This window comes from Xenophilus arseniciresistens (assembly GCF_028023875.1).
Taxonomy (GTDB): domain Bacteria; phylum Pseudomonadota; class Gammaproteobacteria; order Burkholderiales; family Burkholderiaceae_C; genus Xenophilus; species Xenophilus arseniciresistens.
Genome location: NZ_JAQIPB010000010.1, coordinates 30,840 through 56,205, shown reverse-complemented (window position 1 = coordinate 56,205; position 25,366 = coordinate 30,840). Strand labels below are relative to the sequence as shown.

Here is a 25,366-nt window from a genome sequence, read left to right as displayed (position 1 = left end):
TGAAAGCTCAGCGCTGATCGGGCGACGCGGTGCCCGGCCACAGCCGAGCAAAGTCGAAGGAAAGCTGGCGGTGGTGCCGGATCGACAGCAGGTAGACGGTGCCTGCCGCGTCCGGGACGGTGTAGAGCAGCAGGTAGTCGCCGTGCAGGTATTCGCGCAAGGTTTGCGCCGCGCCGCGCGGCAGTGAAGCCAGCAATGCCAATGCTTCTGCAGACTGCGGCGCATGGCCCAGGTAGCGCCGGCCGATTCGCGGAAAGCGCGCGAGGTTGGGGATCACGGTGCTGCGCAGTTCATCCAGCAGCCGGTCAAAGGCGAAGCCGGCATCGGCCTGCACCAGGAAGGCCTCGATGTCGTCCAGCCGCGCGAGGAAGCTGGCCGTCAGTTCGACACCGAAAAGCGGCTCAGTCACGGGTGCGCGTGCGTGCGGGCCTGGGCGCGGACGCGGCGCGGCGCTGCTGCAGGTCTGCCAGCGCGCGATCGGCCTGCACGGTGCGGCCGGCGGCAATGTCGGCCAGTCCGCGTCGGGCGTCGTCGATCAGCAGCAGGTGGATGCGTTCGCGTTCGAGCTGGTGGTAGTAGTCCAGGCGCGTGGCGTCGATCAGCGCCACATAGCTCTCGCCATTCTTCGTGATGATCTTTTCAGCGCCGGCCTTGGCCTGCTCGGCCAGCTCGGAGAGGTGGGCGCGCGCGTGGGTGAAAGGCACGACGTCGATGCTGGTAAAGCCCATGGCTGGCTCCTGAGGGTCGGCGGTGAAGTGATCAGAATTCTGTGCAGTTTAAAGGCGCGGACGAAAGATCGTCCATTCCGACGAAGGGCCGCCGCACCGCTAATCCCACAATGTCTGCAGCACTGAAGGAGACACCATGGCAGAAGCATTCATCGTCGCGGCCACGCGCACGGCCGCCGGCAGGCGCAACGGCAAGCTCTCGGGCTGGCATCCGGTCGATCTGGCGGCGCAGGTCATCGACGAGCTGGTGCGCCGCACGGGCGCTGATCCGGCGATGGTCGAGGACGTGATCATGGGCTGCGTGAGCCAGACGGCCGAACAGGGCATCAACGTGGCGCGCAACGCGGTGCTGGCCTCGTCGCTGCCCGAGTCGGTGCCCGGCACCTCGGTGGACCGGCAATGCGGCTCGTCGCAGCAGGCGCTGCACTTCGCGGCGCAGGCCGTGATGAGCGGCACCATGGACGTGGTGATCGCCGCGGGCGTGGAAAGCATGACGCGCGTGCCCATGTTCAGCACCAGCGAGATGCCGCGCAAGGCCGGCATGGGCTACTACATGAGCCCCGCGATGCAGAAGCGCTACCCTAGCGTGGAGTTCAGCCAGTTCATGGGCGCCGAGATGATCGCGAAGAAGTACGACCTCTCCAAGGACCAGCTCGACGCCTACGCGCTGCAGAGCCACCTGCGCGCCGCGGCGGCCGCCAGGGCCGGCCGCTTCGACAAGGAGATCCTGCCTGTGGCCGTGCGCAGCGCCGACGCCGGCGCCGAGGGCGAAGGCCAGCCGCACACGGTGGACGAGGGCATCCGCTTCAACGCCACGCTGGAGGCCATCGCGGGCGTGAAGCTGATCCAGGAAGGCGGGCGCTGCACGGCGGCCACGGCCAGCCAGATCGCCGATGGCGCCACCGGCGTGATGGTGGTCAACGAGCGTGGCCTCAAGGCCCTGGGCGTGAAGCCGCTGGCCCGCATCCACCACATGACCCTGCTGGGCCACGACCCGGTGGTCATGCTGGAGGCGCCCATTCCCGCCACGCAGCTGGCGCTGAAGAAGGCGGGGCTGAAGATCGACGACATCGACCTGTTCGAGGTCAACGAGGCTTTTGCCCCGGTGCCGCTGGCCTGGCTGCAGGTGACCGGCGCCGACCCCGAGCGCCTGAACGTCAACGGCGGCGCCATTGCGCTGGGCCACCCGCTGGGCGCTTCGGGCACCAAGCTCATGACCACGCTGGTCCATGCGCTGCACGAGCGCGGCGGGCGCTACGGCCTGCAGACCATGTGCGAAGGCGGGGGCATGGCCAACGTGACCATCGTGGAAAGGCTCTGATGCCGGAAACCCCCGAAACGCTGGTGCGCCTGCAACGCGATGGCGACGTGGCCGTCATCGCGCTGTGCGATTCGGCGCGGCTCAATCCGTTGAGCATCGCGCTGCAGCAGCAGTTGCGCGCGCAGCTGGCCGAAGTGGCGCGGGAGCGCGGCATCCGCGCGCTGGTGCTGACGGGCGAAGGGCGCGGCTTCTGCGTGGGGGCCGACCTGTCGTCCATCAACGAAGCCCCCGACGAGGCGGACGGGCGCAGCGTGGGCGACCACACGGCCGACACCATGCAGACCCTGTCGAACCCGCTGGTGCTGGACCTGCAGGCGCTGCCGGTGCCCGTGGTGTGCGCGGTCAACGGCGCAGCCGCAGGTGCCGGTGCCGCCCTGGCGCTGGCCGGCGACTTCACGCTGATGGCCAGCAGCGCCTACCTGTACTTCCCCTTCCTGCCACGGCTGGGCATCGTGCCCGACCTGGGCTCCACCTGGTTCCTCGAACGCCGCGCCGGCCGGGCGCGCGCGCTGGGCGCGGCCCTGCTCGACGAGCGCATCGGCGCCGACCAGGCCGTGGCCTGGGGCCTGGCCTGGGCGCAGGTGGGCGATGCGCAGTTGCGCGAGCAGGCGCTGGCACTGGCGCAGCGCCTGGCGCGGCTGCCGGCCCATGCGGTGCTGGAGGCGCGCCGCGCGTTCGACGCCGCCGCCACGCACACGCTGGCCGAGCAGCTGCATTACGAATCGGAGCGCCAGCGCGAACTGGTGGGCGGACCGGCCTTCAACGAAGGCGTGGCCGCCTTCGCCGGCAAGCGCGCGCCGGTCTTCCCCGGGCGCGGCTGAACGCTCGTTTTTTGCTTCCCGCTGCCTCGCGCGCTCCCGCGGCGCGCGCCCTTTTTTCTGTCCCGATCCACAGGAGGAGCATGGCATGCCACTACTGGGCCTGATGCAGGACCGTCCGCTGCTGATCTCGTCGCTGATCGAGCATGCGGCACGCTTTCACCCGCAGGTCGAGATCGTCTCGCGCCTGCCCGAGTCGAAGGACGGCGCCCTGCACCGCACCAACTGGGCCGGCGTGCGGCGCGAGGCCTGCAAGGTGGCCCATGCGCTGCAGCAGCTGGGCGTGGCGCCCGGCGAGCGCGTGGGCACGCTGGCCTGGAACAGCTACCGGCACCTGGCGCTGTATTTCGGCGTCTCGGGCACGGGCGCGGTGCTGCACACGGTGAACCCGCGGCTGTTCCCCGACCAGATCGACTACATCGTGAACCATGCCGAAGACCAGGTGATCTTCTTCGACAGCAGCTTCGCGCCGCTGGTCGCGCAGCTGGCGCCGCGCCTGAAGACCGTCAAGGCCTTCGTGTGCATGTGCGCGCGCGAGGCCATGCCTGCCATCGACCTGCCCCACCTGCATTGCTGGGAAGACCTGATCGGCGGCCAGAGCGAGCACTTCAGCTGGCCCGAGTTCGACGAGCGCACCGCCTCCTCGCTTTGCTACACCTCGGGCACCACGGGCAACCCCAAGGGCGTGCTGTATTCGCACCGCTCCACCCTGCTGCACACGCTGATGGAGCTGGCGCCCGACACCTTCGGCCTGAGCTCGCGCGAGACCGTGATGCTGATCGTGCCCATGTTCCATGCCAACGCCTGGGGCACGCCCTATGCCGCCGCCATGGTGGGCTGCCGGCTGGTGCTGCCCGGCCCGCACCTGGACGGGCAGAGCGTCTACACGCTCATGCGCGATGAGAAAGTCACCTTCTCCCAGGGCGTGCCCACGGTCTGGCTGATGCTCTTCCAGTACCTGGACGCCCACCCCGAGATCGACCCCCGCGAAATGGGCATCCGGCGCATCGGCATCGGCGGCGCGGCGGTGCCGCGGGCCATGCTGGAGCGCTTCGAAACGCAGTTCGGCGCCGAGGTCACGCAGGGCTGGGGCATGACGGAAACCAGCCCCATCGGCGTGATCAGCAAGCTGCTGCCCCGCCACGACGGGCTGCCCGAGGAGGCGCTGACCCGCGTCAAGCTCAAGCAGGGCCGCGGCGTCTGGGGCGTGGACCTGAAGCTGGTGGACGACGACGGCCAGGTGCAGCCCTGGGACGGCGAAGCGCGCGGCCACCTGCGCGTGCGCGGGCCGTGGATCGCCTCTGGCTATTTCAAAGGCGAAGGCGGCTCCCCCCTCGACGAGGAAGGCTACTTCTCCACCGGCGACGTGGCCAACATCGACCCCGACGGCTACCTGCAACTGGTGGACCGGGCCAAGGACGTGATCAAGTCCGGCGGCGAGTGGATCTCGTCCATCGACGTGGAGAACGCCGCCATGGGCCACCCGGGCGTGGCCGAGGCCGCCATCATCGGCGTGGCCCACCCCAAGTGGCAGGAGCGGCCGCTGCTCATCGTGGTGCCGCGCGAGGGCCAGGCCGTGGACAAGGCCTCGGTGCTGCAGTTCCTGGCCACGCGCATCGCCAAGTGGTGGCTGCCCGACGACGTGGTCTTCGTGAAGGAGCTGCCGCACACGGCCACGGGCAAGCTGCTCAAGACCCGGCTGCGCGAGCAGTACAAGGACTACCGCCTGCCCGAGGGCTGAACACGCGGGGCCTGTCGCACATTCGTCCATTGCGACGATGCCCTGCGCGCTACGCTTGGGCCATCATGCAATCGTGCGCCGGCCTCGCCGCGTGCCGCACCGAGGAGACATCAAGTTATGGCTGGTCCCATGCAGGGCATCCGGGTGGTCGAATTCGCAGGCCTGGGCCCGGGCCCTTTCTGCGCCATGCTGCTGGCCGACCTGGGCGCGCAGGTGCTGCGCATCGTGCGCCCCGGCACGCCCGTGGATCCGCAGGACATCACCACGCGCAGCCGCGCACAGGTCGAGATCGACCTGCGCAGCCCCGACGGCCAGGCCGCCGCGCTCACGCTGATCGACGGGGCCGACCTTCTGGTGGAGGGCTTCCGGCCCGGCGTGATGGAACGCCTGGGCCTGGGCCCCGAGCCCTGCCTGGCGCGCAACCCGCGCCTGGTCTATGGCCGCATGACGGGCTGGGGCCAGCACGGCCCGCTGGCCCATGCGGCGGGGCACGACATCAACTACATCGCCATCTCGGGCGCGCTGCATGCCATCGGCCGTGCCGACGAGGCACCGGTGCCGCCGCTGAACTACATCGGCGACTTCGGCGGCGGCGGCATGCTGCTGACGGTGGGCCTGCTGGCCGCGCTGCAGGAGGTGCACCGCAGCGGCCAGGGCCAGGTGATCGACGCCGCGATGACCGACGGCAGCGCCCTGCTCTCGGCCTTCATGTACGGCTTCAAGGCCAAGGGCCAGTGGAGCAACCAGCGCGGCGACAACATGCTCGACGGCGGCGCGCATTTCTACGACACCTATGCCTGCGCCGACGGCAAGTACGTGGCCATCGGCGCCATCGAGCCGCAGTTCTATGCGCTGCTGCGCGAGCGCTGCGGCATCCAGGACCCGCTGTTCGACGGCCAGATGGATGCGGCGCGCTGGCCGCTGCTCAAGCTGCGCCTGGCCGACGTGTTCCGCACCCGCACGCGCGATGAATGGTGCGCGCTGCTCGAAGGCAGCGACGCCTGCTTCGCACCCGTGCTCGACTGGGACGAGGCGCCGCAGCATGCCCACAACCGCGCGCGCGGCACCTTCGTGGAACAGGGCGGCGTGATGCAGCCCGCGCCTGCGCCGCGCTTTTCACGCAGCCAGACCCGCGCGCCCGAGTCGCCGCGCGCCCTTTCGCTGGCCGACGCGCTGGCGGCCTGGCGCCGCTGAGGCCCGAAGCCCTACCGAGGAACGACCATGCCCCTGTCCTTCCAGCGCTCCTGGCGCAACGAGGAACTGGACGCGCTGCGCGACACCGCCGTGCGCTTCATCGACACCGAGATGCTGCCCGAGGACGAGGCGGCCCGAAAGCGCGGCCACGTGGGCCACGCGATCTGGCGCCGCGCGGGCGAACTCGGGCTGCTGTGCACCGACATCCCCGTCGAGTACGGCGGCGGGGGCGGCGACTTCCGGCACGAGGCCGTGCTGCACGAGGAGATGGCGCGGCGCGGCCTGACGGGCATGAGCAACTCGGTGCATTCCATCGTCGCGCACTACTTCCTCAACCACGGCACCGAGGCGCAGAAGCGCAGGTACCTGCCGGCCATGGCGCGCGGCGAGCTGGTGGGCGCCATCGCCATGACCGAGCCCGGCGCGGGCTCGGACCTGCAGGGCATCCGCACCCGCGCGACGCGCCTGAACGACGAGGAAGGCGGGGGCTGGCGCATCGACGGCAGCAAGACCTTCATCACCAACGGCTTCCTGGCCGGCGTGATCCTCGTCGTGTGCAAGACCGACCCGGCGCAGGGCGCGCGCGGCACCTCGATCCTCATCGTGGAAACGCAGGACTGCGCGGGCTTCAAGGTGGGCCGCGTGCTCGACAAGATGGGCATGAAGGCGCAGGACACCTCGGAGCTGTTCTTCGACGGCGTGCGCGTGGGCGCCGACCAGCTGCTGGGCGGCCAGGAAGGCCAGGGCTTCTTCCAGCTCATGAGCGACCTGCCCTACGAGCGGCTGATCATCGGCCTGTCGGCCGTGGCCTGCATGGAAGGCGCCTACGAGGCCACGCTGGCCTACGTGCGCGAGCGCAAGGCCTTCGGCAAGCCCATTGCCGAGATGCAGAACACCAAGTTCAAGCTGGCCGAAGTGGCCACGCAGATCATGGTGGGCCGCGCCTTCATGGACCGCTGCGTGGAACAGATCGTGGCGGGCGAGCTCGACACCGCCACGGCCTCCATGGCCAAGCTCTGGGGATCGGAGGCGCAGGGCCGCGTGCTCGACGAGCTGGTGCAGCTGCACGGCGGCTACGGCTTCATGAACGAGTACATGGTCACGCGCATGTACGCCGACGCGCGGGTGCAGCGCATCTACGGCGGCACCAGCGAAATCATGAAGGAAGTGATCTCGCGCGCGCTCTGAGGGCGCGCCCGCGGATCAGCGGCGCTCGGACTTGTTGACGGTGCGGCTCACGCCGGCATCGATGGTGCCGAAGACCTCGACGCCGCTGCGGCCGGCGCCGGGGCTGCCATCGGCCGGGGCCGTGCCAGCGCAGCCCGTCAGGGCCAGCGCGGCGATCACGCTGGCCATCAGAGCAGCCAGCGGCAGGCGCATCAGGGCAGGACGGTTTGGGTTCATGCCTTCACTATAGGTTGCTCGAAGCGGCGGCCGGGTAACAGCCCGTGCGAGGCAGGGGCTGTTGGCCGAACGGCTCAATCACCGGACGACAGATGTTTGCCCAGGATGCCGGCCAGCTCGAACATGGTCGCGCTGGGCTTGCCGAATACGGCCTGCAGCTTGGCGTCGGCCTTGATGCTGCGCTTGTCCTGCGGGTCCTGCAGGCCCTGGGCCTTGATGTAGTCCCACAGCTTCTTGGTCGCCTCGGTGCGCAGCACGGGCTCGCTGCCGATCACGGCTGCCAGGTCGGCGCTGGGCTTGAGGCCCGTCCCGGCCGCGGCCTTGCGCGGGGCCTTGGGCGCGGCGGCCTTCTTGGCGGCCGGCGCCTTCTTGGCCGCGGCGGTCTTCTTCGCCGGCGCGGCAGCAGCCGTCTTGCGCGGCGGGAATTTGCTGGTGCGGGGCTCGAACTCGAAAGTGACCTTGCTCTCTTCCTTGTTCCAGACCAGGAAGGCCTTGAAGGTGCGGCGCGTGCGCATGCTCACGAACTTGTCGAGCAGGTCGGTCTTGCCTTCGGTCAGCAGCTTGTGCACCTGCGCTTCGTCCACGGGCTGCTGCAGGATGATCTGGCCGGTCTTGAAGTCGCAGCTGGGCGTGGCCTGCGCGGCCGTGGGCACGGCGTGCTCGCAGACGTAGTTGGCGCCCAGCCTGAACACGCGGCCCCGGCACTTGGGGCAGGGGCCCAGGCTGGTCTGGTCGCCGAAGTCCACGATCTCGCCGGTCTCTGCCGGGTCCTTGCCGTCGTCGCCGAAGTCGAACTCCAGCTTGAAGTTTTTCTCTTCCTCGTTGAAGGCCAGGTTGATCTCGGCCACGAAGGGCCAGCCGGCCTTGGAGCGGAAGCCCTCGAGCGGGCCGATGTGCTTGTCGCGCACCAGGGCCTCGGCCTCGGCGATTTCAAAGGTGCGGCCCGCGGGCGACTTGGTGAAGGAAAAACCGCAGGCGTTCTGGCCGCTGCCCTGCGGGCCGGCGCAGGCATAGCGGCGGTAGTTCTCTTTCACCACGCCGCCGCAGTTGGGGCAAGGCGCGGCCAGCGTCGCGTAGTCGCCGGGCACGGTGTCGCGGTCGTACTCCTTGGCCTTCTTGACGATGTGCTCGGTCATCTGCGCGATCTCGCGCATGAAGGCGTCGCGGCTGAGCTGGCCCTTTTCCATCTGCGAGAGCTTGTACTCCCACTCGCCGGTCAGCTCGGCCTTGGAAAGCTCCTCCACGCCCAGCCCGCGCAACAGGGTCATGAGCTGAAAAGCCTTGGCCGTGGGGATCAGCTCGCGGCCCTCGCGCAGCATGTACTTCTCATTGAGCAGGCCTTCGATGATGGCCGCGCGCGTGGCCGGCGTGCCCAGGCCCTTTTCCTGCATGGCCTCGCGCAGCTCGTCGTCGTCGATGAGCTTGCCCGCGCCTTCCATGGCGCCCAGCAGCGTGGCTTCCGAATAGCGCGCGGGCGGGCGGGTCTTCAGGCCCTTGGTGTCCACGCTTTCGGCCAGCACGCGCTCGTTCTGCTTGACCGGCACCAGGTTCCTGCCGTCCTTCTCGTCGTCCTCGCTCACGGCTTCCTTGCCGTAGATGGCCATCCAGCCCGGCTTGACCAGCACCTTGCCGTCGGAGCGGAAGGCGTATTTCTTGGCGTCGCGCTCCACCGTGCTGATGCGCGTGGTGACCTGGAACTCCGCGCTCGGGAAGAACACGGCCAGAAAGCGCCGCACCACGAAGTCGTACAGCCGCTGCTCGGCCTCGCTCAGGCCGCTGGGCGCCTGCAGCGTGGGAATGATGGCGAAGTGATCCGACACCTTGGCGTTGTCGAACACGCGCTTGCTGGGCTTGACGTAGTTGCCATCGATGGCCTGCTGCGCGAAGGGCGCCAGGTGGCGCATGCCGCTGTTCGCGAGCATCTTCATCGTGTCCTTGACCACGGGCAGGTAGTCCTCGGGCAGGGCGCGCGAATCGGTACGCGGGTAGGTCAGCGCCTTGTGGCGCTCGTACAGGCTCTGGGCCAGCGCCAGCGTGGTCTTGGCCGAAAAGCCGAAGCGGCTGTTGGCCTCGCGCTGCAGCGACGTGAGGTCGAACAGCAGGCCGCTGGCCTGGGTGCTGGGCTTGCTCTCTTCGGTCACCGTGGCCGGCTGGCCGCGCGCGGCCTCGGCGATGGCGCGGGCCTGGGCCTCGTTCCAGACGCGGTCCGCGCGCTGTTCTGGGTCGGGCTCGCCGTTGGACAAAAGCGGCGCGCTGGCCTTCTTGAAGGCCGGATCGAACCACTTGCCCGGGTAATGGCCGGCCTCGGCCGCGAACACGCCGTGGATCTCCCAGTAGTCGCGGCTGACGAACTTGCGGATCTGCTCTTCGCGCTCGACCACCACGCTCAGGGTGGGCGTCTGCACGCGGCCCACGGTGGTCAGGAAGAAGCCGCCGTCGCGCGAGTTGAAGGCCGTCATGGCGCGCGTGCCGTTGATGCCCACCAGCCAGTCGGCCTCGGAGCGCGAGCGCGCCGCATCGGCCAGGCCCTGCATCTGCTGCTCGCTGCGCAGGCTGTCGAAGCCGTCGCGGATGGCCTGCGGCGTCATCGACTGCAGCCACAGCCGCTGCACCGGCTTGCCCAGCGGCTTGGCGCCGCCCGCGTACTGCTCGATCAGGCGGAAGATCAGCTCGCCCTCGCGGCCCGCGTCACAGGCGTTCACCAGCGCCGTCACGTCCTTGCGCTTGGCCTGCCTGACCACGGCGTTGAGCCGGGTCTTGGTCTTGTCCACGGGCTTGAGGTCGAAGTGCGGCGGGATCACGGGCAGGTGGGCAAAGCTCCACTTGCCGCGCTTGACGTCGTACTGCTCGGGCGCCTGGATCTCCACCAGGTGGCCCACGGCGCTGGTCACGACGTACTGCTCGTTCTCGAAATGCTCGTCGTGCTTGTCGAACTTGCCTGCCACGGGCGTGAGCGCGCGCACGATGTCCTGCGCCACCGACGGCTTTTCCGCAATCACCAAGGTCTTCGTCATCTGGGTTTCTCTTTCATGGCAACGTGGGCGACATCGGGTTCATCGCCATCACGCTGCGTCTCTATACTCGGCGCCTCTCGCGCGTGCGCACGCACGCCCGGGCATGCGCACACACACGCACACATGCGCGCCTGTGTGCCTATTCAAGCTATCAGAACTCGGCGATGCCTTCCAAATCCCCCACCCCGTCCTCGGCTTCGACCCCGGCCGCGCCGCATGCGCCCGCCGCCCGCACGGCCGCGCACGAGCCCGAGCCGCTGGGCGCGCGCGTGCAGATGCGCCGCTCGGAAGTGCATGGCAACGGCGTGTTCGCCGTGCAGGACCTCAAGGCCGGCGAGCTGCTGATCGAATACACGGGCGAGGTGATCGACTGGAAGGAGGCCCTGCGCCGCCACCCGCACGACCCCGCGCAGCCCAACCACACCTTCTACTTCCACATCGATGACAAGAACGTGATCGATGGCGGCGCGGGCGGCAACGACGCCAAGTGGATCAACCACGCCTGCGACCCCAACTGCGAGGCCGACGAGCAGGACGGGCGCATCTACATCAGGGCGCTGCGCGACATCCCGGCCGGGCAGGAGCTGAACTACGACTACGGCCTGATCATCGACGAGCCGTACACGCCCGAGCTGCTGGCCGACTTCCCCTGCTGGTGCGGCAGCGAGAACTGCCGCGGCACGCTGCTGTCGCCCAAGGACGAGGACGACCTGCCTGGCAAGAAGAAGAAAAAGAAGAAAAAAGCCAGGAAGAGCAAGAGCAGCAAGGACAAGGCCGACGCGGACAAGGACGCCGGGAAGAAGAAGAAAAAGAAGAGCAAGAAGGCCAGGAAAGAGAAGTCTGCGAAGAAGCACGCAGACGATTGAAGCCGGCCGCCGCGAAGCCCTGAGCGATGAGCGCCCCTGTGCCTGAGGACACCCAACTGCAGCCGCTGCGCGAGGCGCTGGCGCAAGCCTGGCCCGGCCTGCGCCTGGAGTGGCGCAAGGAAGTGGATTCCACCAACCTGGAGCTGATGCGCCGTGCGCGCGCCGGCGAGGCCGAGCCGGTGCTGCTGGTGGCGCAGCGCCAGACGGCAGGCCGAGGCCGCCTGGGCCGCGCCTGGCAGAGCGCGCAGCAGGTGCAGGACCCGGCCGCCTCGCTGACCTTTTCGCTGGGCCTGCCGCTGGCGCCGCAGGACTGGTCGGGCCTGTCGCTGGCCGTGGGCGTGAGCGTGGCCGAATCGCTGGACGCCGACGGCGCGGCCGGCCTGCGCCTGAAGTGGCCCAACGACCTGTGGGTGCAGCAGCGCAAGCTGGGCGGCATCCTCATCGAAACCGCCGCGCTGGCGGCCGAGCGGGTGCGCCGCTACGTGGTGATCGGCATCGGCCTGAACATCGGCGAGCGCCCCGGCACGGACATGCGCACGCCCCCGGCCTGGGTGCGCCAGTGGTGGCCCCAGGCCACGCCGCTGGGCGCGCTGGCTGCGCTGGCGCCCGCGCTGGCCGGGGAGGTCCGGCGCTTCGAGCACGCGGGCTTCGCGCCCGTGCAGCCCCGCTTCGCCGCGCGCGACGCGCTCATGGGCCAGGACGTGCATCTGAGCGACGGGCGCGAAGGCCGCTGCGAAGGCGTGGGCCCGGGCGGCGAACTGCGGGTGCGCACGGCGCAGGGCCTCGAAGAGATCAGCAGCGCCGAAGTCAGCGTGCGGCCGCGCGGCATGGCGCTGTAGGCGCGGCGCGCCGCGCGCGCTTGCTACGATCCGCCGGTGGCACGCACCCAACCCACCAAGTTCGTCTTCCAGCCCGTTCAGCTCGTGCGGCCCGCCGAGCTGGTGGCCTTCCGCATTTCCGAGGCCATCCGCGCCGGCGACGTGCGCGTAGGCGAGCGTCTGCCCTCGGAACAGAACCTGTCGGAACAGCTGGGCGTGGGCCGGCCCACCTTGCGCGAGGCCATCAAGCTGCTGGTGCAGGCCGGGGTGCTGAACGTGCTGCCCGGCTCCTCGGGCGGCATCTTCGTCATCAGCCAGTCGGTGCCGCCGGAGCTGTGCGGGCTGCCGCTGCCCGAGATGCCGATGGACGACATCGCCGGCGTGCTGGAAGCGCGGCGCCTGATCGAGCCGCATGTGTCGCGCATGGCCGCCGCCTACGGCACGCCCGCGGACCTGCAGGCCATGCGCGATGCCGTGGCGCTGAGCGCCGAGGCCGGCGCGCCCTACCGCCGCCGGCGCATCGGGCGCGAAGGGCTGGAACTGATGACCATTGCCAGCACCCGCTTCAACATCGCCGTGGCGCGCGCCACGCAGAACAGCGTGATCGTGCAGGTGATGGAGATCCTGCTGCGGCGCATGGAGCCGGTGCGCATGCACGCGCTCAGCGAGCTGGATGACGTGACCGTGTCCACGCGCACGCTGGCCAACTCGCTGGCCGCCATCGAGAGCGGCGACCCCGAGCTGATCGACAAGGCCACCTACGAGCGCATCGGCCTGCTCGAAGCCGCCTGGGAACGCGCGACCGGCCGCCGCCTGCGCCGCCGCCCGCGGCTGGTGGCCGACACGCTGCCGCTCGCCGTGCCGTCGTCCGCACCGTCCCGGGGCAGCCTCACACCGCCTGCACCAAAGCAGAAGTCGCGCGCACGCGGCTGACGCCCTTCTTCCCCGCTCGCACGGCCCTGGAAGGCCTCGCGCCCTGATTGCGGCAGGCATGCTTGTTGCGTACATCGGTATAAAAACATACCGAATTCGGTTCTTTTTTGAATCTTTCGGTGCATACCCGGATGTGGCGCCGGGATGCGCTGTCCAGAATCGCCGCGATGGGACGCGATGGCAGGAGTCCGGCAAGTGCTTCAACTCGATAACGTGGTCAAGACATTCGGTGCGCTGCGGGCCGTGGACGGCGTCAGCCTGGAGGTGCAGCGCGCGACCATCACGGGGCTGATCGGGCCGAACGGCGCCGGCAAGACCACGCTGTTCAACACCATCGCCGGTGCCTATGTGCCCGACGGTGGCCAGATCCGGCTGGACGGCCAGGCCATCGGCGGCCTGCGGGCCGACCAGATCTTCCACCGCGGCCTGGGCCGCACCTTCCAGATCCCGCGGCCGCTGGGCACGCTCACGGTGACGGAGAACATGCTGCTGTCGCCGCACGGCCAGATCGGCGAGCGCTTCTGGAATGCCTGGCTGCGGCGCGGCGCGGTGCGCGCGCAGGACCGCCGCAACCTCGAGAAGGCGCGCGAGGTGATCGCGTTCATGGGCCTCGGCCACCTGGCCGATCAGCCCGCGGGCGTGCTCTCGGGCGGCCAGCAGAAGCTGCTGGAGCTGGCCCGCATCCTGATGGTCAACCCGGCCGTGATCCTGCTCGACGAGCCGGCCGCGGGCGTCAACCCGGTGCTGCTCGAAAGCCTGATGGAGCGCATCGTCGCGCTGAACCGGCAGGGCATCACCTTCCTGCTGATCGAGCACAACATGGACATGGTGATGAGCCTGTGCAACCCGGTGGTGGTGATGGCCCAGGGCAAGGTGGTGATGCAGGGCGAGCCCGCAGCGGTGCGCACCGACCCGCGCGTGGTCAATGCCTACCTGGGAGACCAGCCATGAGCGGGGGCCCCACGTCGCCGCTGCTGCGGGCCGAGGCCGTGGTCGCCGGCTACGTGGCCGACCTGCCCATCGTGCATGGCGTGAGCCTGCAGGTGTCGCCCGGCGAGATCCTGGTGGTGCTCGGCCCCAACGGCGCGGGCAAGTCCACGCTGGTCAAGTCGCTGGCCGGCGTGGTGCCCAAGTTCGGCGGCCGCGTGATGCTGGGCGAGGCCGACATCACGGCCGTGCCCGTGCACAGGCTCGCCGCGGCCGGCGTGGGCTTCGTGCCGCAGACGGCCAATGTCTTCACCTCGCTGACCGTGGAGGAAAACCTGCGCATCGGCGGCTACCTGCTGCGCGGCGGTGAACTGGCGCAGCGGCTGGACGAGGCCTATGCACGCTTCCCGGACCTGGCGCGCCTTCGCCGCCATGCGGGCCATGCGCTGTCGGGCGGCCAGCGCCAGATGCTGGCCATGGGCCGTGCGCTGATGACCGCGCCGCGCCTGCTGCTGCTCGATGAGCCCAGCGCCGGCCTGTCGCCGCTGATGGTCAGCGAGGTCTTCAAGCAGGTGCGCCAGATTGCCGACAGCGGCATCGCGGTGCTGATGGTCGAGCAGAACGTCAAGGCCGGGCTTCGCATCGCCGACCGCGGCCTGATCCTGGTCTCGGGCCGCGCAGCGCACGAGGGCAGCGCGCCGGCGCTGCAGTCCGACCCCCAGGTGGCCGAGCTGTACCTGGGCCGCCACGCCCACGCAGCCGCGCCCGCCGCAAAGGAACAAGCATGATCGCGCAAGCCCTGGTCGATGGCGTGCTCTCGGGCGCCATCGTGGCGCTGGGGGCCATCGGCGTCACCTTCAGCCTGTCCATCCTGCGTTTTGCGAACTTCTCGCACGGCGATCTGCTGGGCGTGGGCGGCTATGCCGCGCTCTTCGTGCTGGCCATGCTGGCGGGCGCGGCCGGCGGCGCCGACAGCGCCTGGAACCTGCCGCTCGGCCCCTTCTCCTTCGGCTGGGGCCTGCCGCTGGCGCTGGCCTTTGCGATGGCCCTGGCGGTGGCGGTGTCGCTGCTGCTCGACGCGCTGGTGTACCGCCGCCTGCGCCAGCGTTCGGCCGATCCGCTGACGCTGGTGTTCGCCTCCTTCGGCCTGGCACTGGTGCTGCGCAACACGGTGCTGCTGCTCTTCGGGCCCGATGCGCACAACTACAGCAGCGAGATCCAGATGGCGGTGCGCCTGCCCGGGCCGGTGCTGGTCATGCCCGACCAGCTGCTGGTCTTTTGCATCACGCTGGCGGTGCTGGGCGCGCTGTGGTTCTTCCTGCAGCGCACGCGACACGGCATTGCCATGCGCTCGGTGGCCGAGAACCCGGTGCTGTCGGGCATCGCGGGCATCGACATCGCGGCCACGGTGCGCATGACCTGGATCGTCTCGTCCATGCTGGCCGCACTGGCCGGCGTGTTCTACGGCGTGACGGTGCAGGTGCGCCCGGAGATGGGCCTGAACCTGCTGCTGCCGCTGTTCACGGCCGCGATCCTGGGCGGCGTCGGCAGCGTCAGCGGCGCCGTGCTGGGTGCGCTGCTGATCAGCCTCACCGAGAACCTGGTCACGCTGGTGATCCCGAGCACCTACAAGCCCATCGTGCCCTTCGTGCTGCTGCTGCTGGTGCTGTACTTCCGCCCCTCGGGCCTGTTCGCGCCCAAGGGCGGCCACTGAGGGAGCGCGACCATGCTGTCCTACCTGATCTTCTTCCTCACCGTGGCGTCCATCCTGGCCATCGCCACGCTGGGGCTCAACCTGCAATGGGGCGTGTCGGGCCAGTTCAATGCCGGCGTGGTGGGCTTCATGGCCATCGGCGGCTACACGCAGGCCATCCTCACCATGCCCGCCAGCCAGGCGTTGCTGGTGCAACTGCACGCGCCCTTCGCGGTGGGCCTGATCGGCGCGCTGGTCGTGAGCGGCGTGGCGGCGCTGCTGGTGGGCGTGGCCACGCTCAAGCTGCGCAGCGACTACCTCGCGATCGCGACCTTCGGCATCGCCACCTCGATCCAGGTGCTGGCCAACAACCTGGAGCCCCTGACCGGCGGCTCGCGCGGCCTGGTCGGCATTCCGCGGCCCTTCGAAGGCTGGGGGCCGCGCGGCTACGGCATCGCCTGGCTGGCCCTGGTGGCCTGCGTGCTGGCGGCGGCCTTCTTCGCGCTGCAGACGCTGCTGCGCTCGCCCTGGGGCCGCGTGCAGCGCGCCCTGCGCGAAGACGAGGTGGTCTGCGCCGCGCTGGGCAAGAACGTGGTGCGCCAGCGCCTCACGGCCTTCGTCATGGGCTCGATGCTGATGGGCCTGTCGGGCGCGCTGTACGCCGCCTTCGTGGGCACGACCAGCCCGTCGGAATTCCTGCCCATCCTCACTTTCCAGATCTGGGCCATGCTGATCGTGGGCGGCAGCGGCAGCAATGCCGGCGCCATCGCGGGCAGCTTCGCCATCTGGGGCCTGTGGACGCTCTCGGGCATGGTCATCGTCTCGGTGCTGCCGCCCCAATGGCAGGCCCAGGGCGGCGCCCTGCAGTACATCCTGGTCGGCCTGGTGCTGGTGTGCACGCTGCTGTTCAGGCCGCAGGGGCTGCTGGGCGCGCGCCGCCGCGGCTGAGCCCCCCTTTCATTCCCCTCCCTCGTTCCACCCTCACCCCCCCAGGAGTCATGCCATGAAGACCCTCCATCGCTGGACGGTGCCAGCCGCCCTCGCCCTCACGCTGGCCTCGGGCCAGGCCTTCGCGCAGGGCAATTGCGCCAAGCTCGGCGGCGTCATCGCGCAGACCGGCGCGCAGGGCGCCATCGGCAAGGTGATCGCCGAATCGGGCCGGCTGGCCGTGGACCACATCAACAAGGCCGGTGGCGTGAAGGGCTGCCAGGTCGAGTTCGTGATCCGCGACGACACCAGCCAGCCCTCGGTGGGCCTGGACGCGGCCCGCTTCCTGGTCGACGTGCAGAAGGTCCACGCCATCGTCGGCCTGGTGGGCAGCGGCACCGCGCTGTCGGTGGTCAATTCGGTCTCGGCGCCGAACAAGGTGCCCACCGTGGCCTGCTGCGCGGTGACGCCCGCCCTGACCCGCATGGCCGAGGAAGGCCGCACCGGCGGCTACTTCTTCCGCACCATTCCCACCGCCCGCGCGACGGCGCTCGCGCACGCCAAGGTGGTGACCGACCGGGGCTACAAGAAGACGGTGATCATGTACATCAACAACGACTTCGGCAACGGCGTGGCGCCCGACGCCAAGGTCGCCATCGAGAAGATGGGCGGCAAGGTGGTGGGCACGCTGGGCTACGCCGAGAACCAGCCCTCGTACCGCTCCGACGTGACCAAGGCACTGGCGATGGAGCCCGATTCGCTGGTGCTGGTGGGCCTGTCGGCCGACGGCACGGTGCTGCTGCGCGACTGGTTCGCGCTGGGCGGCACGCGCAACGTGGTGCTGCACAACACCATGCGCTCGATGGACGTGATCAAGGGCGTGGGCGCGCGCTTCCTCGACAAGGCCGTCGGCATCGACAACGGCCAGGCCTCGGGGCCGAGCGTGGATGTGTTCAACAAGGACTTCCAGGCCGCCACCGGCCGCCCGGCCGTGGGCCCGGGGCTGCACACCATGTACGACGCGGCGGCCATCACGCTGCTGGCCATGCAGGCCGCACCTTCGCTGGAAGGCCCGGCCATCCGCGACGCGATGCGCGCGGTGCAGGACCCGGCGGGTGTGGAGGTCGGCACCGGCGTCGACGGGCTGCGCAAGGGCCTGGAGGCGCTCAAGGCCGGCCAGAAGATCCGCTACGTGGGCGCCACCGGCGCCTTCCGCTTCGACAAGAACGGCGACGTGAACGGCCCGATGCTGGTGTGGAAGCTGGACAAGGGCGAGATCGTCACCGACAGCCTCATTCCGCTGGCGGACATGCAGGCCCTGGCCCAGAAGGCCGGCTTCTAAGACCCGGCACCACCCGGCCCTCCACGCCCCGAACCCGCGCCGCCAGGCAGCGGGAAGGGGCGGGCTTTCCCCTCTTCTTCCCGCGCCCCGCGCGCTCCACGGATCCATCCCATGAGCATCGACACCCTCACCCTGGCCCCGGACTACACCATTTCCCGCGTCGCCAAGGGCAACTGGCAGCTGGCCACGCGCCACGGCGCCCCCTACGCGCAGGAGGACGCGGTGGAAGACATGCGCCGCTTCGTCGAGGCGGGCATCAACGCCTTCGACTGCGCCGACCACTACGTGGGCGTGGAAGACACCATCGGCGTCTTCCGCCGCAAGTACCCGGAACTGGGGCGGCAGCTGCGCGTCTCGACCAAGTACACGCCCGACATCGACCTGATCCCGCGCCTGACGCGGCGCGACGTGGAGATCGCCGTCGACACCTCGCTCCAGCGCCTGGGCGGCGAACGGCTGGACCTGGTGCAGTTCCACTGGTGGGATTACGACGTGCCCGGCTGCACGCAGGCCCTGCTGTGGCTGCAGGAGTTCCAGAAGGCCGGCAAGGTGGCCCACATAGGCACCACCAACTTCGACGTCGCGCACCTGCAGGAGATCGTCGACGCCGGCGTGACGCTGCTGACCCACCAGCTGCAGTATTCGGTGATGGACCTGCGGCCCGAGCGCGGCATGGTGGAGTTCTGCCGCGCGCACGGCATCCACCTGTTCTGCTACGGCACCATCGCCGGCGGCTTCCTGTCGGACAAATGGCTGGGCCAGCCCGATCCGCCGCAGCCCTATGCCAACCGCTCGCTGGTGAAGTACCGGCTCATCGTCGAGGAGTTCGGCGGCTGGGAGGCCTTCCAGGCCCTGTTGCGCGCGCTGGACGGCATTGCGAAGAAGCACGGCAGCAGCATCGCGGCCGTGGCCGCCCGCTACGTGCTCGACAAGCCGCAGGTCGCCTGCGCGCTGGTGGGCGCCCGCGATGCCCGCCACCTGGACGACACGCTGGCCATCTTCGCGCTGCAGCTGGATGCGCAGGACCGGGCGCTGCTGGATTCCCTGGCCGCTGCGGGCGACCGCATCGAAGGCGACTGCTACAGCGTGGAGCGCGACAAGAACAGCATCCACGCCAAGATCATGCAGATGAACCAGAACACGCACGGCGCGCCCGAGAAGATGGAGCTGTCGCCCCAGCTCGACGCGCTGCGCCGCTGACCCCCTTTTCCACCCCAGTCCCAGGAGCCTCCATGGACCACACCCAGAAGACGCCGGACGGCACGCCGGACCTGTTCGAGCTCTACGACCTGCGGGTCGAGGTCGTCGAATCCGACAGGCCCTTCATCATGCACGTCAAGAAGGGCGACTATTTCGACGTCATCGGCGGGCGGGTGGTGCTGCCCGCCGACAACCCCTCGTTCTCGCTCTACGGCCTGCTGGCCGTGCTGCCCTTCATCCCGGCCAAGCAGCGCCCCACGCACCCGCACGACTGGATGACCTCCGATTGCCTGATCGCCTCCACCGACCCGGCCTGCGGCGCGCGCTTCAAGATCACCCGGCTGGGCAAGCGCGCCCTGCACCATGGCGACTTCAGCGTGGTGCCGCTGGGTGAAAGCAACGGCTGAAGCGGGGGCCGGCGTGGCAGCGACGGTGCGGCGCTTCGCCCTCATCGGGCACGGCCGCATCGGCGCGGCCGTGGTGCAGGCCTGGGAAGCGGGCGACCTGCCCGGCTGGGAGCTGGCCGCGGTGCTGGTGCGCACGCGGCCTGCCGCCGCGCCGCCCTGGCTGCACACCGATGCGGCCTGCCTGCGGGCCAGCGCGCCCGACGTGATCATCGACACCGCCGGCCCCGAGGCCCTGGCCGCGCACGCCGAAGCCGCGCTGGCCGTGGCGCCGCTGTGGACCGTGAGCGCCGTGGCCCTGGCCGACCCGGCGCTGTGCGCGCGCATCGAAGCAGCCGTGCGCGCCAGCGGCCACCGGCTGCGCGTGCTGCCGGGCGCCATTGCGGGCCTGGACGGCGTGGCCATGGCCGCCACCGATCCGCAGGCCCGGCTGCACCTGGAGATCGAGCTGCTGCCCGACGCGCAACCGGCGCAGGAGCTGTTCCATGGCAGCGTGCGCGAGGCTGCGCGGCGCTTTCCGCACAGCGTGAACGTGGCGGCCGCCGCCGCCTGGGCCGGCCCGGGGCTGGACGCGAGCACGGTGCGCGTGCGCCGGCCGGGGCCCGTGCTCGCCAATCAGCTCGCGCTGGAGGCGCAAAGCCGCTATGGCCGCGTGCGGGCCGAAGCGCAGCCGCGCGTGGCGCCCGGGGCGCATCCGGTGGCCGCCTCCATCGTGGCGGCGCTGCGGCAGGAACTGCGGCCGATCTGGGTGGGCTGACGCCACCCCCTGGCGTCGCCAGCGTTGCGGGGCGGCACCCGCTGCGGGCGGGCGCCGCGCCCTCACTGCGCCGCCAGCCGCCGCCGCGCCTCGGTGCGGAACTCGGTCGGGCGCTGGCCCGTGTGCTTCTTGAAGAAGCGGCCGAAGTAGGCCTCGTCCTCGAAACCCAGCTCGGCCGCGATCTGCTTGATGGTCAGCGAGGAGTACACCAGCTCGCGCTGGGCCTCGTGCACCACGCGCGCATTGACCACCTCCTGCGCCGACAGGCCCAGCAGCTCCTTGCTCAGCCGCGTGAGCTGGCCCAGCGTGATGCCCAGCGCCTGCGCATAGGCCTGCACCGGCTCGCGGCGGCGCAGGCGCTCGTCCAGCAGCGCGCGAAAGCGCTCGATCTGCGCGGCCTTGCGCGAGCGCGTGCCGTGCGCCGCGCCCGGCAGGGCGCTGGCCGCGCGCGCCACCCGCGCCACCTGCACGAACAGCGCCGTCAGCAGCGCCATGCCGGCCGTCATGCCACCGCTGGCCTGCAGCTGCGATTCCCGCCCGATGGCCTCGAACAGCGGCAGCAGCGCCTGGCCCTGGCGGCTGCCCCGCGGCACTTCGAGCACCGCGGGGCGGTGCAGGTGTTCCAGCAGCTCGGGCGCGGTGAGCGCGGCCAGCGATTCCAGCGGCTTCTGCGCCGCGGTGATGACCGGGCCGTCGGTCTTCGGATGGAAGCTGAAGCCATGCACCGCGCGGGCCGGCACCACGATCAGGCAGGGCGGGCGCAGCGCCCAGCGCGTGCCGTCGATGAAGGCCGCGCCTTCGCCGCCCTGCGTGAGGTAGAGCAGCTGGATCAGCCCCTCGTGAAAGTGCAGGTCGATCTCCCAGTCGAACAGGCTGGAGCGCTCGGGCACGGTTTCCAGGTGCACCAGCTCGGCCCAGGCGGGCTGCGTGTCGCTGCTGCCATACAGCGCGAAGTTGCGCACGGTGCCGGGTTCTGTCCGCATGCTGTGTGGTCTCCTGGGGATGCACGAATTGTCCGGTTCATGGCCGCTTTTGTCGATTGAGCGCAGGCGCCTCTGGCGCGATGCTTCGCACCACAGACAAGGCATCGATACGGAGACGAACTGCATGGCATCCATCCCTTCCCTCACGGCGGCGAACGAATCGTCCGACCCGACGCGTTCCGACCACTGGCTGGGCCTGGCCGGCCGCGTGTGCGTGGTGACGGGCGCGGCCAGCGGCATCGGCGCGGCCATCGCGCAGGCCTTTGCCGCCGCGGGCGCGCAGGTTGCACTGGTGGACCGCGACATCGCCGCGGCCCGCAGCCTGGCCGGCCGGCTGGCCGAGCGGGGCGCGCGCGCCCTGGCGGTGGCCTGTGACATCGCCGACGAGGCGGCGGTGCAGGCCGCCGCGCACCAGGTGCGCGAGCAGCTCGGCCCCGTGGCCGCGCTGGTCAACAACGCCGGCCTGCTGCGCCCGGGTGCGCTGGAGTCGGTCTCCATCGCCGAATGGAACGCGGTGCTGGCGGTCAACCTCACGGGCTACCTGCTGTGCTCGCGCGCCTTCGGGCAGGACATGCTGGCCGCGGGCCGCGGCAGCATCGTGCATGTGGCGTCCATCTCGGCCCTGCACCCGCAGACGGCCAGCGGCGCCTACAGCGCCAGCAAGGCCGGCGTGCTGCTGCTGTCGCGCCAGCTGGCCGCCGAATGGGGGCCGCGCGGCGTGCGCAGCAACGTGGTGTGCCCGGGCATGATCCGCACCGCCCTGTCAGCCCGCTTCTATGAAGAGCCGGGCTTCGAGGCGCGCCGCGCCGCCGCCACCGCCAGCCGCCGCATCGGCGAGCCGCTGGACATCGCCGAGCCCGCGCTCTTCCTGGCCAGCGATCGGGCGGCCTACGTCAACGGCGCGGAGCTGCTGGTGGATGGCGGCCTGGGCTGCATGCTGATGGACGGCGTGCCGCGCCCCGGCTTCAACGCAGGCGCAAACGCAGGCACGGCCCGGGCGGCCTGAGCCCGCGCCTTCTGGCGCACCCCTGCCCTTTCTTCGTTCCCCGCATACGTTTTTCCGCGCGCCGCTGGCGCGCGGGGGCTTCGCTCATCCCTGGAGACTCCGCATGACTTCTTCATCCACGCCTCTTGCGCAGAACCTGATCTGCGACCTCCTGGTCGTCGGCTCGGGTGCCGGCGGCCTCGCCACCGCCATCACGGCCAAAAAGCACGGGCTGGACGTGGTGGTGATCGAGAAGGCGCCGGTCTTCGGCGGCACCACGGCCTTCTCGGGCGGCGTGCTGTGGATCCCCGGCAGCCACCACGACAGGCGCGCGGATTCCCGCGAGGCCATGCTCACCTACATGAAGGACCAGACCGGCGAGTTCTTCGACGAGGCAGCGGTGACGGCCTTCCTGGACCACGGCCCGGCCATGGTGGACTGGTTCGAGCGCGAGACGGCCGTGAAATTCGTGCCCACGCTGTACCCCGACTACCACCCCGATGCGCCCGGTGGCGCACCGGTGGGTCGCTCCATCCTGGCCGCGCCCTTCGATGCCAGCGCGCTGGGCAAGGAACTCGCGCGCCTGCGCCCGCCACTGGAAACCATCACCTTCGTCGGCATGATGTTCAATTCGTCGAACGCCGATCTGAAGCACTTCTTCCGCGCCACGAAGTCGCTGGTGTCCGCGGCCTACGTGGCCCGGCGGCTGGCCGCGCATTTCATCGACCTGCTGCGCTACCGGCGCGGCGTGCAGGTGACCAGCGGCAACGCGCTCGCCGCGCGGCTGGCCAAGAGCTGCTTCGACCTGGGCATCCCCATCCACACCGGCGTGCAGACGCATGAGCTGCTCACGCAGGGCGGCCGCGTCACGGGGGCCCGCCTGACCCTGCAGGGGCGCGAGGTCCGCGTGGCGGCGCGGCGCGGCGTGGTGCTGGCCTGTGGCGGCTACGCGCACGACCTGGCGCGCACCGCGCAGCGCTACCCGCACCTGGCGCGCGGCGGCGAGCACCTCTCGCCCGTGCCGAAGGACAACACCGGCGACGGGCTGGCGCTGGCCGAGGCGCTGGCCGAGGCGCTGGGCGGGCAGGTCGACAGCCGCTTCGCCGGCACCGGCGCGGCGGCCTGGATGCCCGTCTCGCGCGTGCCGCTGCCCGGCGGCCGCACGGGCGTCTTCCCGCACCTGCTGGACCGCTACAAGCCCGGCGTGATCGGCGTGCTGCGCGACGGCAGGCGCTTCACCAACGAATCGAACTCCTACCACGACGTGGGCGCCGCGATGATCGAGGCCTGCGCGGGCCAGAAGGAGACCGCGATGTGGCTGGTGTGCGACCAGGCCACGATCTCCAGGTACGGCCTGGGCTATGCCAAGCCCGCCCCCATGCCGCTGGGCGGGCTGATCCGCCAGGGCTACCTGTTCAAGGGCCGCACGCTGGCCGAGCTGGCGCAGGCGGCGGGCATCGATGCGGCGGGTCTGGAGGCGACGGTGCGCGAGTTCAACACGGGCGCCCGGGCCGGCGTGGACGCGCAGTTCGGCCGCGGCAGCACCGCCTTCAACCGCTACCTGGCCGACCCCGAGCACCAGCCCAACCCCTGCGTGGCCCCGGTGGCGCAAGGGCCCTTCTACGCCGTGAAGCTGCTGATGGGCGACCTGGGCACCTTCGACGGCCTGCGCACCAGCGTGCAGGGCGAAGTGCTGCGCGAAGGCGGCACGGCCGTGCCCGGGCTGTACGCCGTGGGCAACGACCGCGGCAGCATCATGGGCGGCAACTACCCCGGCGCCGGCATCACGCTGGGCCCGGCCATGGTCTTCGGCTGGCTCACGGCGCGGCACATCGCCGGCCTGCAGGACGAGACCGGCAGCACCGCCGCGACGGACAAGGAGCTTCGCCATGTCGCCTGAGCGCCCGCTGATCGACCACCGCATCTACACCATCCGCCTGCGCAAGATGAACGAGTTCCTGGAGGTGTTCAACCGCCTGGCCATGCCCATCCTGCTGCAGACGCTGGAGCACCCGCTGGGCTTCTACACCAGCCTGGTCGGGCCGCAGAACCAGTTCGTCCACCTGTGGGCCTACGAGAGCCTGGCCGACTATGAACGCCGCAGCCTGGCCCGCGACACCCACCCCGGCTTTGCGGCCTACCTGGCCGCCTCGGAGCACCTGATCGTGGCGCAGGAAACGCGCCTGGTGCGCGCCGCCGCGATGCCGGGCTGGCCCGCCGCCTGACGCCCGTCATTCCCCGTTCCCTCGCACCTCATTCACAACCACCACGGAGACACACCATGAACACCTCTGCACCCCATGCCGCCACACCGCCGGCGCGCCCACGCCGCGCCGCACTGCGCGCCCTTCTGCGCAGCACGGCCGCGGCTGGCCTGCTGGCGACGCTGGGAAGCGGCAGCGCCCTGGCGCAGGACGCCTGGCCCGCCAAGCCCATCCGATTCATCGTCGGCTTTCCGGCCGGTGGCACCACCGACATCATGGCCCGCGTGGTCGGCACGCCGCTGCAGAAGGCGCTGGGCCAGCCCATCGTGGTGGACAACAGGCCCGGCGCCAGCGGCAACATCGCGGCCAGCGAGACCATCCGCGCCGCCGCCGACGGCTACACCTTCATGGTGGCGCCGATCTCGGTGCAGACGGCCAACCCCTCGCTCTACAAGCCCGCGCTGAACCCCGAGCGCGACCTGCGGCCGGTGGTGAGCATGGGCTACGCCCAGCTGTACCTGGTGGCCAAGAAGGGGCTGCCCGTGGCGAACGTGGGCGAGCTGCTCGCCCTGGCGCGCAGCAAGCCGGGCGGACTGAGCTACGGCTCGGGCGGGCCGGGCACGCAGATGCACCTGGTGGGCGAGCTGTTCAAGCAGCAGGCCGGCGTGGACGTGGTTCACGTGCCCTACAAGGGCGCCGCACCCGCGCTGCAGGACGTGCTGGCCGGCCAGATCGACTATTACTTCGACCCGGCTTCGGGCTTCGGCCACATCCGCGAAGGCCGCGCGAAGCTGCTGGCCGTGTCGGGCACGCAGCGCTCGCCCTTCTTCCCCGACGCGCCCACGCTCACCGAAGCCGGCGTGAAGGGCGTGGAGCTGGGCAACTGGTTCGGCCTGTTCGCCCCCGCCAGGACGCCGCCCGCCGTCATGCAGCGCATGGCGCAGGAAGTGGCCAAGGCCCTGCAGCTGCCCGAGGTGAAGAGCCGCTACACCGAGCTGGGCGTGGAGCCCGTCGCCCAGGACGGCGCCGCCTTCGGCAAGACCATCGCCAGCGAGACGACGGTGCTCAAGCAGCTGATCCAGGCGCGCGGGATCGTGCTGGACTGAG

Annotated in this window: 25 protein-coding genes; 20 read left to right on the top strand and 5 right to left on the bottom strand. The window is 70.4% G+C overall.

Annotated features, from left to right (window positions below; all coding sequences use genetic code 11):
* Positions 1 to 7: 7 nt before the first annotated feature.
* Positions 8 to 409 carry a type II toxin-antitoxin system RelE/ParE family toxin gene (locus PGB34_RS19205; protein ID WP_271429719.1) on the bottom strand — a complete coding sequence of 134 codons (402 nt, stop codon included), beginning with the start codon at positions 407 to 409 and terminating at the stop codon, positions 8 to 10.
* On the bottom strand, positions 402 to 728 hold the full coding sequence (locus PGB34_RS19200) for a type II toxin-antitoxin system Phd/YefM family antitoxin (protein WP_271429718.1): 327 nt from the start codon (positions 726 to 728) through the stop codon (positions 402 to 404). The genes PGB34_RS19205 and PGB34_RS19200 overlap by 8 nt, the downstream gene beginning before the upstream one ends.
* 136 nt (positions 729 to 864) lie before the next feature.
* Between PGB34_RS19200 and PGB34_RS19195 the strand changes: the two genes are divergently transcribed.
* The 5 genes from PGB34_RS19195 to PGB34_RS19175 all read left to right on the top strand — a co-directional run bounded on the left by PGB34_RS19195 (position 865) and on the right by PGB34_RS19175 (position 6,990).
* Positions 865 to 2,049: an acetyl-CoA C-acetyltransferase gene (locus PGB34_RS19195; protein WP_271429717.1), complete on the top strand. Its 1,185-nt coding sequence runs from the start codon at positions 865 to 867 to the stop codon at positions 2,047 to 2,049.
* Positions 2,049 to 2,870 carry an enoyl-CoA hydratase-related protein gene (locus tag PGB34_RS19190; RefSeq protein WP_271429716.1) on the top strand — a complete coding sequence of 274 codons (822 nt, stop codon included), beginning with the start codon at positions 2,049 to 2,051 and terminating at the stop codon, positions 2,868 to 2,870. Before PGB34_RS19195 ends, PGB34_RS19190 begins: the two co-directional genes overlap by 1 nt.
* 85 nt (positions 2,871 to 2,955) lie before the next feature.
* Complete coding sequence (locus PGB34_RS19185) at positions 2,956 to 4,608, top strand: long-chain-fatty-acid--CoA ligase (RefSeq protein WP_271429715.1); 1,653 nt, start codon at positions 2,956 to 2,958, stop codon at positions 4,606 to 4,608.
* Positions 4,609 to 4,725: 117 nt separating this feature from the next.
* Positions 4,726 to 5,802 (top strand): CaiB/BaiF CoA transferase family protein, encoded by a 1,077-nt coding sequence (locus PGB34_RS19180; RefSeq protein WP_271429714.1) that lies wholly within the window; start codon positions 4,726 to 4,728, stop codon positions 5,800 to 5,802.
* 27 nt (positions 5,803 to 5,829) lie between these two features.
* Positions 5,830 to 6,990 carry an acyl-CoA dehydrogenase family protein gene (locus PGB34_RS19175; protein WP_271429713.1) on the top strand — a complete coding sequence of 387 codons (1,161 nt, stop codon included), beginning with the start codon at positions 5,830 to 5,832 and terminating at the stop codon, positions 6,988 to 6,990.
* A gap of 15 nt (positions 6,991 to 7,005) precedes the next feature.
* Here PGB34_RS19175 and PGB34_RS19170 read toward each other — a convergent pair whose 3' ends face one another.
* Both PGB34_RS19170 and PGB34_RS19165 read right to left on the bottom strand, forming a co-directional pair.
* Positions 7,006 to 7,206 carry a hypothetical protein gene (locus tag PGB34_RS19170; RefSeq protein ID WP_271429712.1) on the bottom strand — a complete coding sequence of 67 codons (201 nt, stop codon included), beginning with the start codon at positions 7,204 to 7,206 and terminating at the stop codon, positions 7,006 to 7,008.
* Between the two features lie 74 nt (positions 7,207 to 7,280).
* Positions 7,281 to 10,220 carry a DNA topoisomerase III gene (locus tag PGB34_RS19165; RefSeq protein WP_271429711.1) on the bottom strand — a complete coding sequence of 980 codons (2,940 nt, stop codon included), beginning with the start codon at positions 10,218 to 10,220 and terminating at the stop codon, positions 7,281 to 7,283.
* 164 nt (positions 10,221 to 10,384) lie between these two features.
* Here PGB34_RS19165 and PGB34_RS19160 point away from each other — a divergent pair, with 164 nt between their 5' ends.
* The 11 genes from PGB34_RS19160 to PGB34_RS19110 all read left to right on the top strand — a co-directional run bounded on the left by PGB34_RS19160 (position 10,385) and on the right by PGB34_RS19110 (position 20,087).
* The gene (locus tag PGB34_RS19160; protein ID WP_408647922.1) at positions 10,385 to 11,086 is read left to right on the top strand and encodes an SET domain-containing protein; all 702 of its coding nucleotides are present in this window, start codon (positions 10,385 to 10,387) and stop codon (positions 11,084 to 11,086) included.
* 26 nt (positions 11,087 to 11,112) lie between these two features.
* Positions 11,113 to 11,925 carry a biotin--[acetyl-CoA-carboxylase] ligase gene (locus tag PGB34_RS19155; RefSeq protein WP_271429710.1) on the top strand — a complete coding sequence of 271 codons (813 nt, stop codon included), beginning with the start codon at positions 11,113 to 11,115 and terminating at the stop codon, positions 11,923 to 11,925.
* Positions 11,926 to 11,961: 36 nt separating this feature from the next.
* Positions 11,962 to 12,837 (top strand): FadR/GntR family transcriptional regulator, encoded by an 876-nt coding sequence (locus PGB34_RS19150; protein ID WP_271429709.1) that lies wholly within the window; start codon positions 11,962 to 11,964, stop codon positions 12,835 to 12,837.
* 195 nt (positions 12,838 to 13,032) lie between these two features.
* The gene (locus PGB34_RS19145; RefSeq protein ID WP_271429708.1) at positions 13,033 to 13,788 is read left to right on the top strand and encodes an ABC transporter ATP-binding protein; all 756 of its coding nucleotides are present in this window, start codon (positions 13,033 to 13,035) and stop codon (positions 13,786 to 13,788) included.
* Positions 13,785 to 14,552 (top strand): ABC transporter ATP-binding protein, encoded by a 768-nt coding sequence (locus PGB34_RS19140; RefSeq protein ID WP_271429707.1) that lies wholly within the window; start codon positions 13,785 to 13,787, stop codon positions 14,550 to 14,552. The genes PGB34_RS19145 and PGB34_RS19140 overlap by 4 nt, the downstream gene beginning before the upstream one ends.
* Complete coding sequence (locus PGB34_RS19135) at positions 14,549 to 15,478, top strand: branched-chain amino acid ABC transporter permease (protein WP_271429706.1); 930 nt, start codon at positions 14,549 to 14,551, stop codon at positions 15,476 to 15,478. The genes PGB34_RS19140 and PGB34_RS19135 overlap by 4 nt, the downstream gene beginning before the upstream one ends.
* 12 nt (positions 15,479 to 15,490) lie before the next feature.
* The gene (locus tag PGB34_RS19130) at positions 15,491 to 16,405 is read left to right on the top strand and encodes a branched-chain amino acid ABC transporter permease (RefSeq protein ID WP_271429705.1); all 915 of its coding nucleotides are present in this window, start codon (positions 15,491 to 15,493) and stop codon (positions 16,403 to 16,405) included.
* A gap of 55 nt (positions 16,406 to 16,460) precedes the next feature.
* Complete coding sequence (locus PGB34_RS19125; protein WP_271429704.1) at positions 16,461 to 17,726, top strand: ABC transporter substrate-binding protein; 1,266 nt, start codon at positions 16,461 to 16,463, stop codon at positions 17,724 to 17,726.
* 111 nt (positions 17,727 to 17,837) lie between these two features.
* Positions 17,838 to 18,926, top strand: coding sequence for an aldo/keto reductase (locus PGB34_RS19120; RefSeq protein WP_271429703.1), 1,089 nt, complete (start codon positions 17,838 to 17,840; stop codon positions 18,924 to 18,926).
* A gap of 32 nt (positions 18,927 to 18,958) precedes the next feature.
* A complete protein-coding gene (locus tag PGB34_RS19115; RefSeq protein ID WP_271429702.1) occupies positions 18,959 to 19,333 on the top strand; it encodes a TIGR04076 family protein in 375 nt (124 codons plus the stop codon).
* Positions 19,334 to 19,346: 13 nt separating this feature from the next.
* Entirely contained in the window at positions 19,347 to 20,087 is a 741-nt protein-coding gene (locus tag PGB34_RS19110) for an aspartate dehydrogenase domain-containing protein (RefSeq protein WP_271429701.1), read from the top strand.
* A gap of 62 nt (positions 20,088 to 20,149) precedes the next feature.
* Here PGB34_RS19110 and PGB34_RS19105 read toward each other — a convergent pair whose 3' ends face one another.
* Positions 20,150 to 21,070 carry a helix-turn-helix domain-containing protein gene (locus PGB34_RS19105; protein WP_271429700.1) on the bottom strand — a complete coding sequence of 307 codons (921 nt, stop codon included), beginning with the start codon at positions 21,068 to 21,070 and terminating at the stop codon, positions 20,150 to 20,152.
* 124 nt (positions 21,071 to 21,194) lie between these two features.
* Here PGB34_RS19105 and PGB34_RS19100 point away from each other — a divergent pair, with 124 nt between their 5' ends.
* The 4 genes from PGB34_RS19100 (at position 21,195) to PGB34_RS19085 (ending at position 25,365) form a co-directional block, all read left to right on the top strand.
* A complete protein-coding gene (locus PGB34_RS19100) occupies positions 21,195 to 22,076 on the top strand; it encodes an SDR family NAD(P)-dependent oxidoreductase (protein ID WP_271429699.1) in 882 nt (293 codons plus the stop codon).
* A 103-nt stretch (positions 22,077 to 22,179) separates the two neighbouring features.
* On the top strand, positions 22,180 to 23,955 hold the full coding sequence (locus PGB34_RS19095; RefSeq protein ID WP_271429698.1) for an FAD-dependent oxidoreductase: 1,776 nt from the start codon (positions 22,180 to 22,182) through the stop codon (positions 23,953 to 23,955).
* Complete coding sequence (locus PGB34_RS19090) at positions 23,945 to 24,280, top strand: NIPSNAP family protein (RefSeq protein ID WP_271429697.1); 336 nt, start codon at positions 23,945 to 23,947, stop codon at positions 24,278 to 24,280. The genes PGB34_RS19095 and PGB34_RS19090 overlap by 11 nt, the downstream gene beginning before the upstream one ends.
* A 56-nt stretch (positions 24,281 to 24,336) precedes the next feature.
* Complete coding sequence (locus PGB34_RS19085) at positions 24,337 to 25,365, top strand: Bug family tripartite tricarboxylate transporter substrate binding protein (protein WP_271429696.1); 1,029 nt, start codon at positions 24,337 to 24,339, stop codon at positions 25,363 to 25,365.
* The last annotated feature ends 1 nt before the right edge of the window (position 25,366 follow it).

Excerpts from the sequence above, each read along its gene's own strand:
- PGB34_RS19200 (WP_271429718.1), bottom strand. The coding sequence starts at position 728 with ATGGGCTTTACCAGCATCGACGTCGTGCCTTTCACCCACGCGCGCGCC.
- PGB34_RS19195 (WP_271429717.1), top strand. The coding sequence starts at position 865 with ATGGCAGAAGCATTCATCGTCGCGGCCACGCGCACGGCCGCCGGCAGG.
- PGB34_RS19190 (WP_271429716.1), top strand. The coding sequence starts at position 2,049 with ATGCCGGAAACCCCCGAAACGCTGGTGCGCCTGCAACGCGATGGCGAC.
- PGB34_RS19185 (WP_271429715.1), top strand. The coding sequence starts at position 2,956 with ATGCCACTACTGGGCCTGATGCAGGACCGTCCGCTGCTGATCTCGTCG.
- PGB34_RS19180 (WP_271429714.1), top strand. The coding sequence starts at position 4,726 with ATGGCTGGTCCCATGCAGGGCATCCGGGTGGTCGAATTCGCAGGCCTG.
- PGB34_RS19175 (WP_271429713.1), top strand. The coding sequence starts at position 5,830 with ATGCCCCTGTCCTTCCAGCGCTCCTGGCGCAACGAGGAACTGGACGCG.
- PGB34_RS19170 (WP_271429712.1), bottom strand. The coding sequence starts at position 7,206 with ATGAACCCAAACCGTCCTGCCCTGATGCGCCTGCCGCTGGCTGCTCTG.
- PGB34_RS19165 (WP_271429711.1), bottom strand. The coding sequence starts at position 10,220 with ATGACGAAGACCTTGGTGATTGCGGAAAAGCCGTCGGTGGCGCAGGAC.
- PGB34_RS19160 (WP_408647922.1), top strand. The coding sequence starts at position 10,385 with ATGCCTTCCAAATCCCCCACCCCGTCCTCGGCTTCGACCCCGGCCGCG.
- PGB34_RS19155 (WP_271429710.1), top strand. The coding sequence starts at position 11,113 with ATGAGCGCCCCTGTGCCTGAGGACACCCAACTGCAGCCGCTGCGCGAG.
- PGB34_RS19140 (WP_271429707.1), top strand. The coding sequence starts at position 13,785 with ATGAGCGGGGGCCCCACGTCGCCGCTGCTGCGGGCCGAGGCCGTGGTC.
- PGB34_RS19135 (WP_271429706.1), top strand. The coding sequence starts at position 14,549 with ATGATCGCGCAAGCCCTGGTCGATGGCGTGCTCTCGGGCGCCATCGTG.
- PGB34_RS19130 (WP_271429705.1), top strand. The coding sequence starts at position 15,491 with ATGCTGTCCTACCTGATCTTCTTCCTCACCGTGGCGTCCATCCTGGCC.
- PGB34_RS19125 (WP_271429704.1), top strand. The coding sequence starts at position 16,461 with ATGAAGACCCTCCATCGCTGGACGGTGCCAGCCGCCCTCGCCCTCACG.
- PGB34_RS19120 (WP_271429703.1), top strand. The coding sequence starts at position 17,838 with ATGAGCATCGACACCCTCACCCTGGCCCCGGACTACACCATTTCCCGC.
- PGB34_RS19115 (WP_271429702.1), top strand. The coding sequence starts at position 18,959 with ATGGACCACACCCAGAAGACGCCGGACGGCACGCCGGACCTGTTCGAG.
- PGB34_RS19105 (WP_271429700.1), bottom strand. The coding sequence starts at position 21,070 with ATGCGGACAGAACCCGGCACCGTGCGCAACTTCGCGCTGTATGGCAGC.
- PGB34_RS19100 (WP_271429699.1), top strand. The coding sequence starts at position 21,195 with ATGGCATCCATCCCTTCCCTCACGGCGGCGAACGAATCGTCCGACCCG.
- PGB34_RS19095 (WP_271429698.1), top strand. The coding sequence starts at position 22,180 with ATGACTTCTTCATCCACGCCTCTTGCGCAGAACCTGATCTGCGACCTC.
- PGB34_RS19090 (WP_271429697.1), top strand. The coding sequence starts at position 23,945 with ATGTCGCCTGAGCGCCCGCTGATCGACCACCGCATCTACACCATCCGC.
- PGB34_RS19085 (WP_271429696.1), top strand. The coding sequence starts at position 24,337 with ATGAACACCTCTGCACCCCATGCCGCCACACCGCCGGCGCGCCCACGC.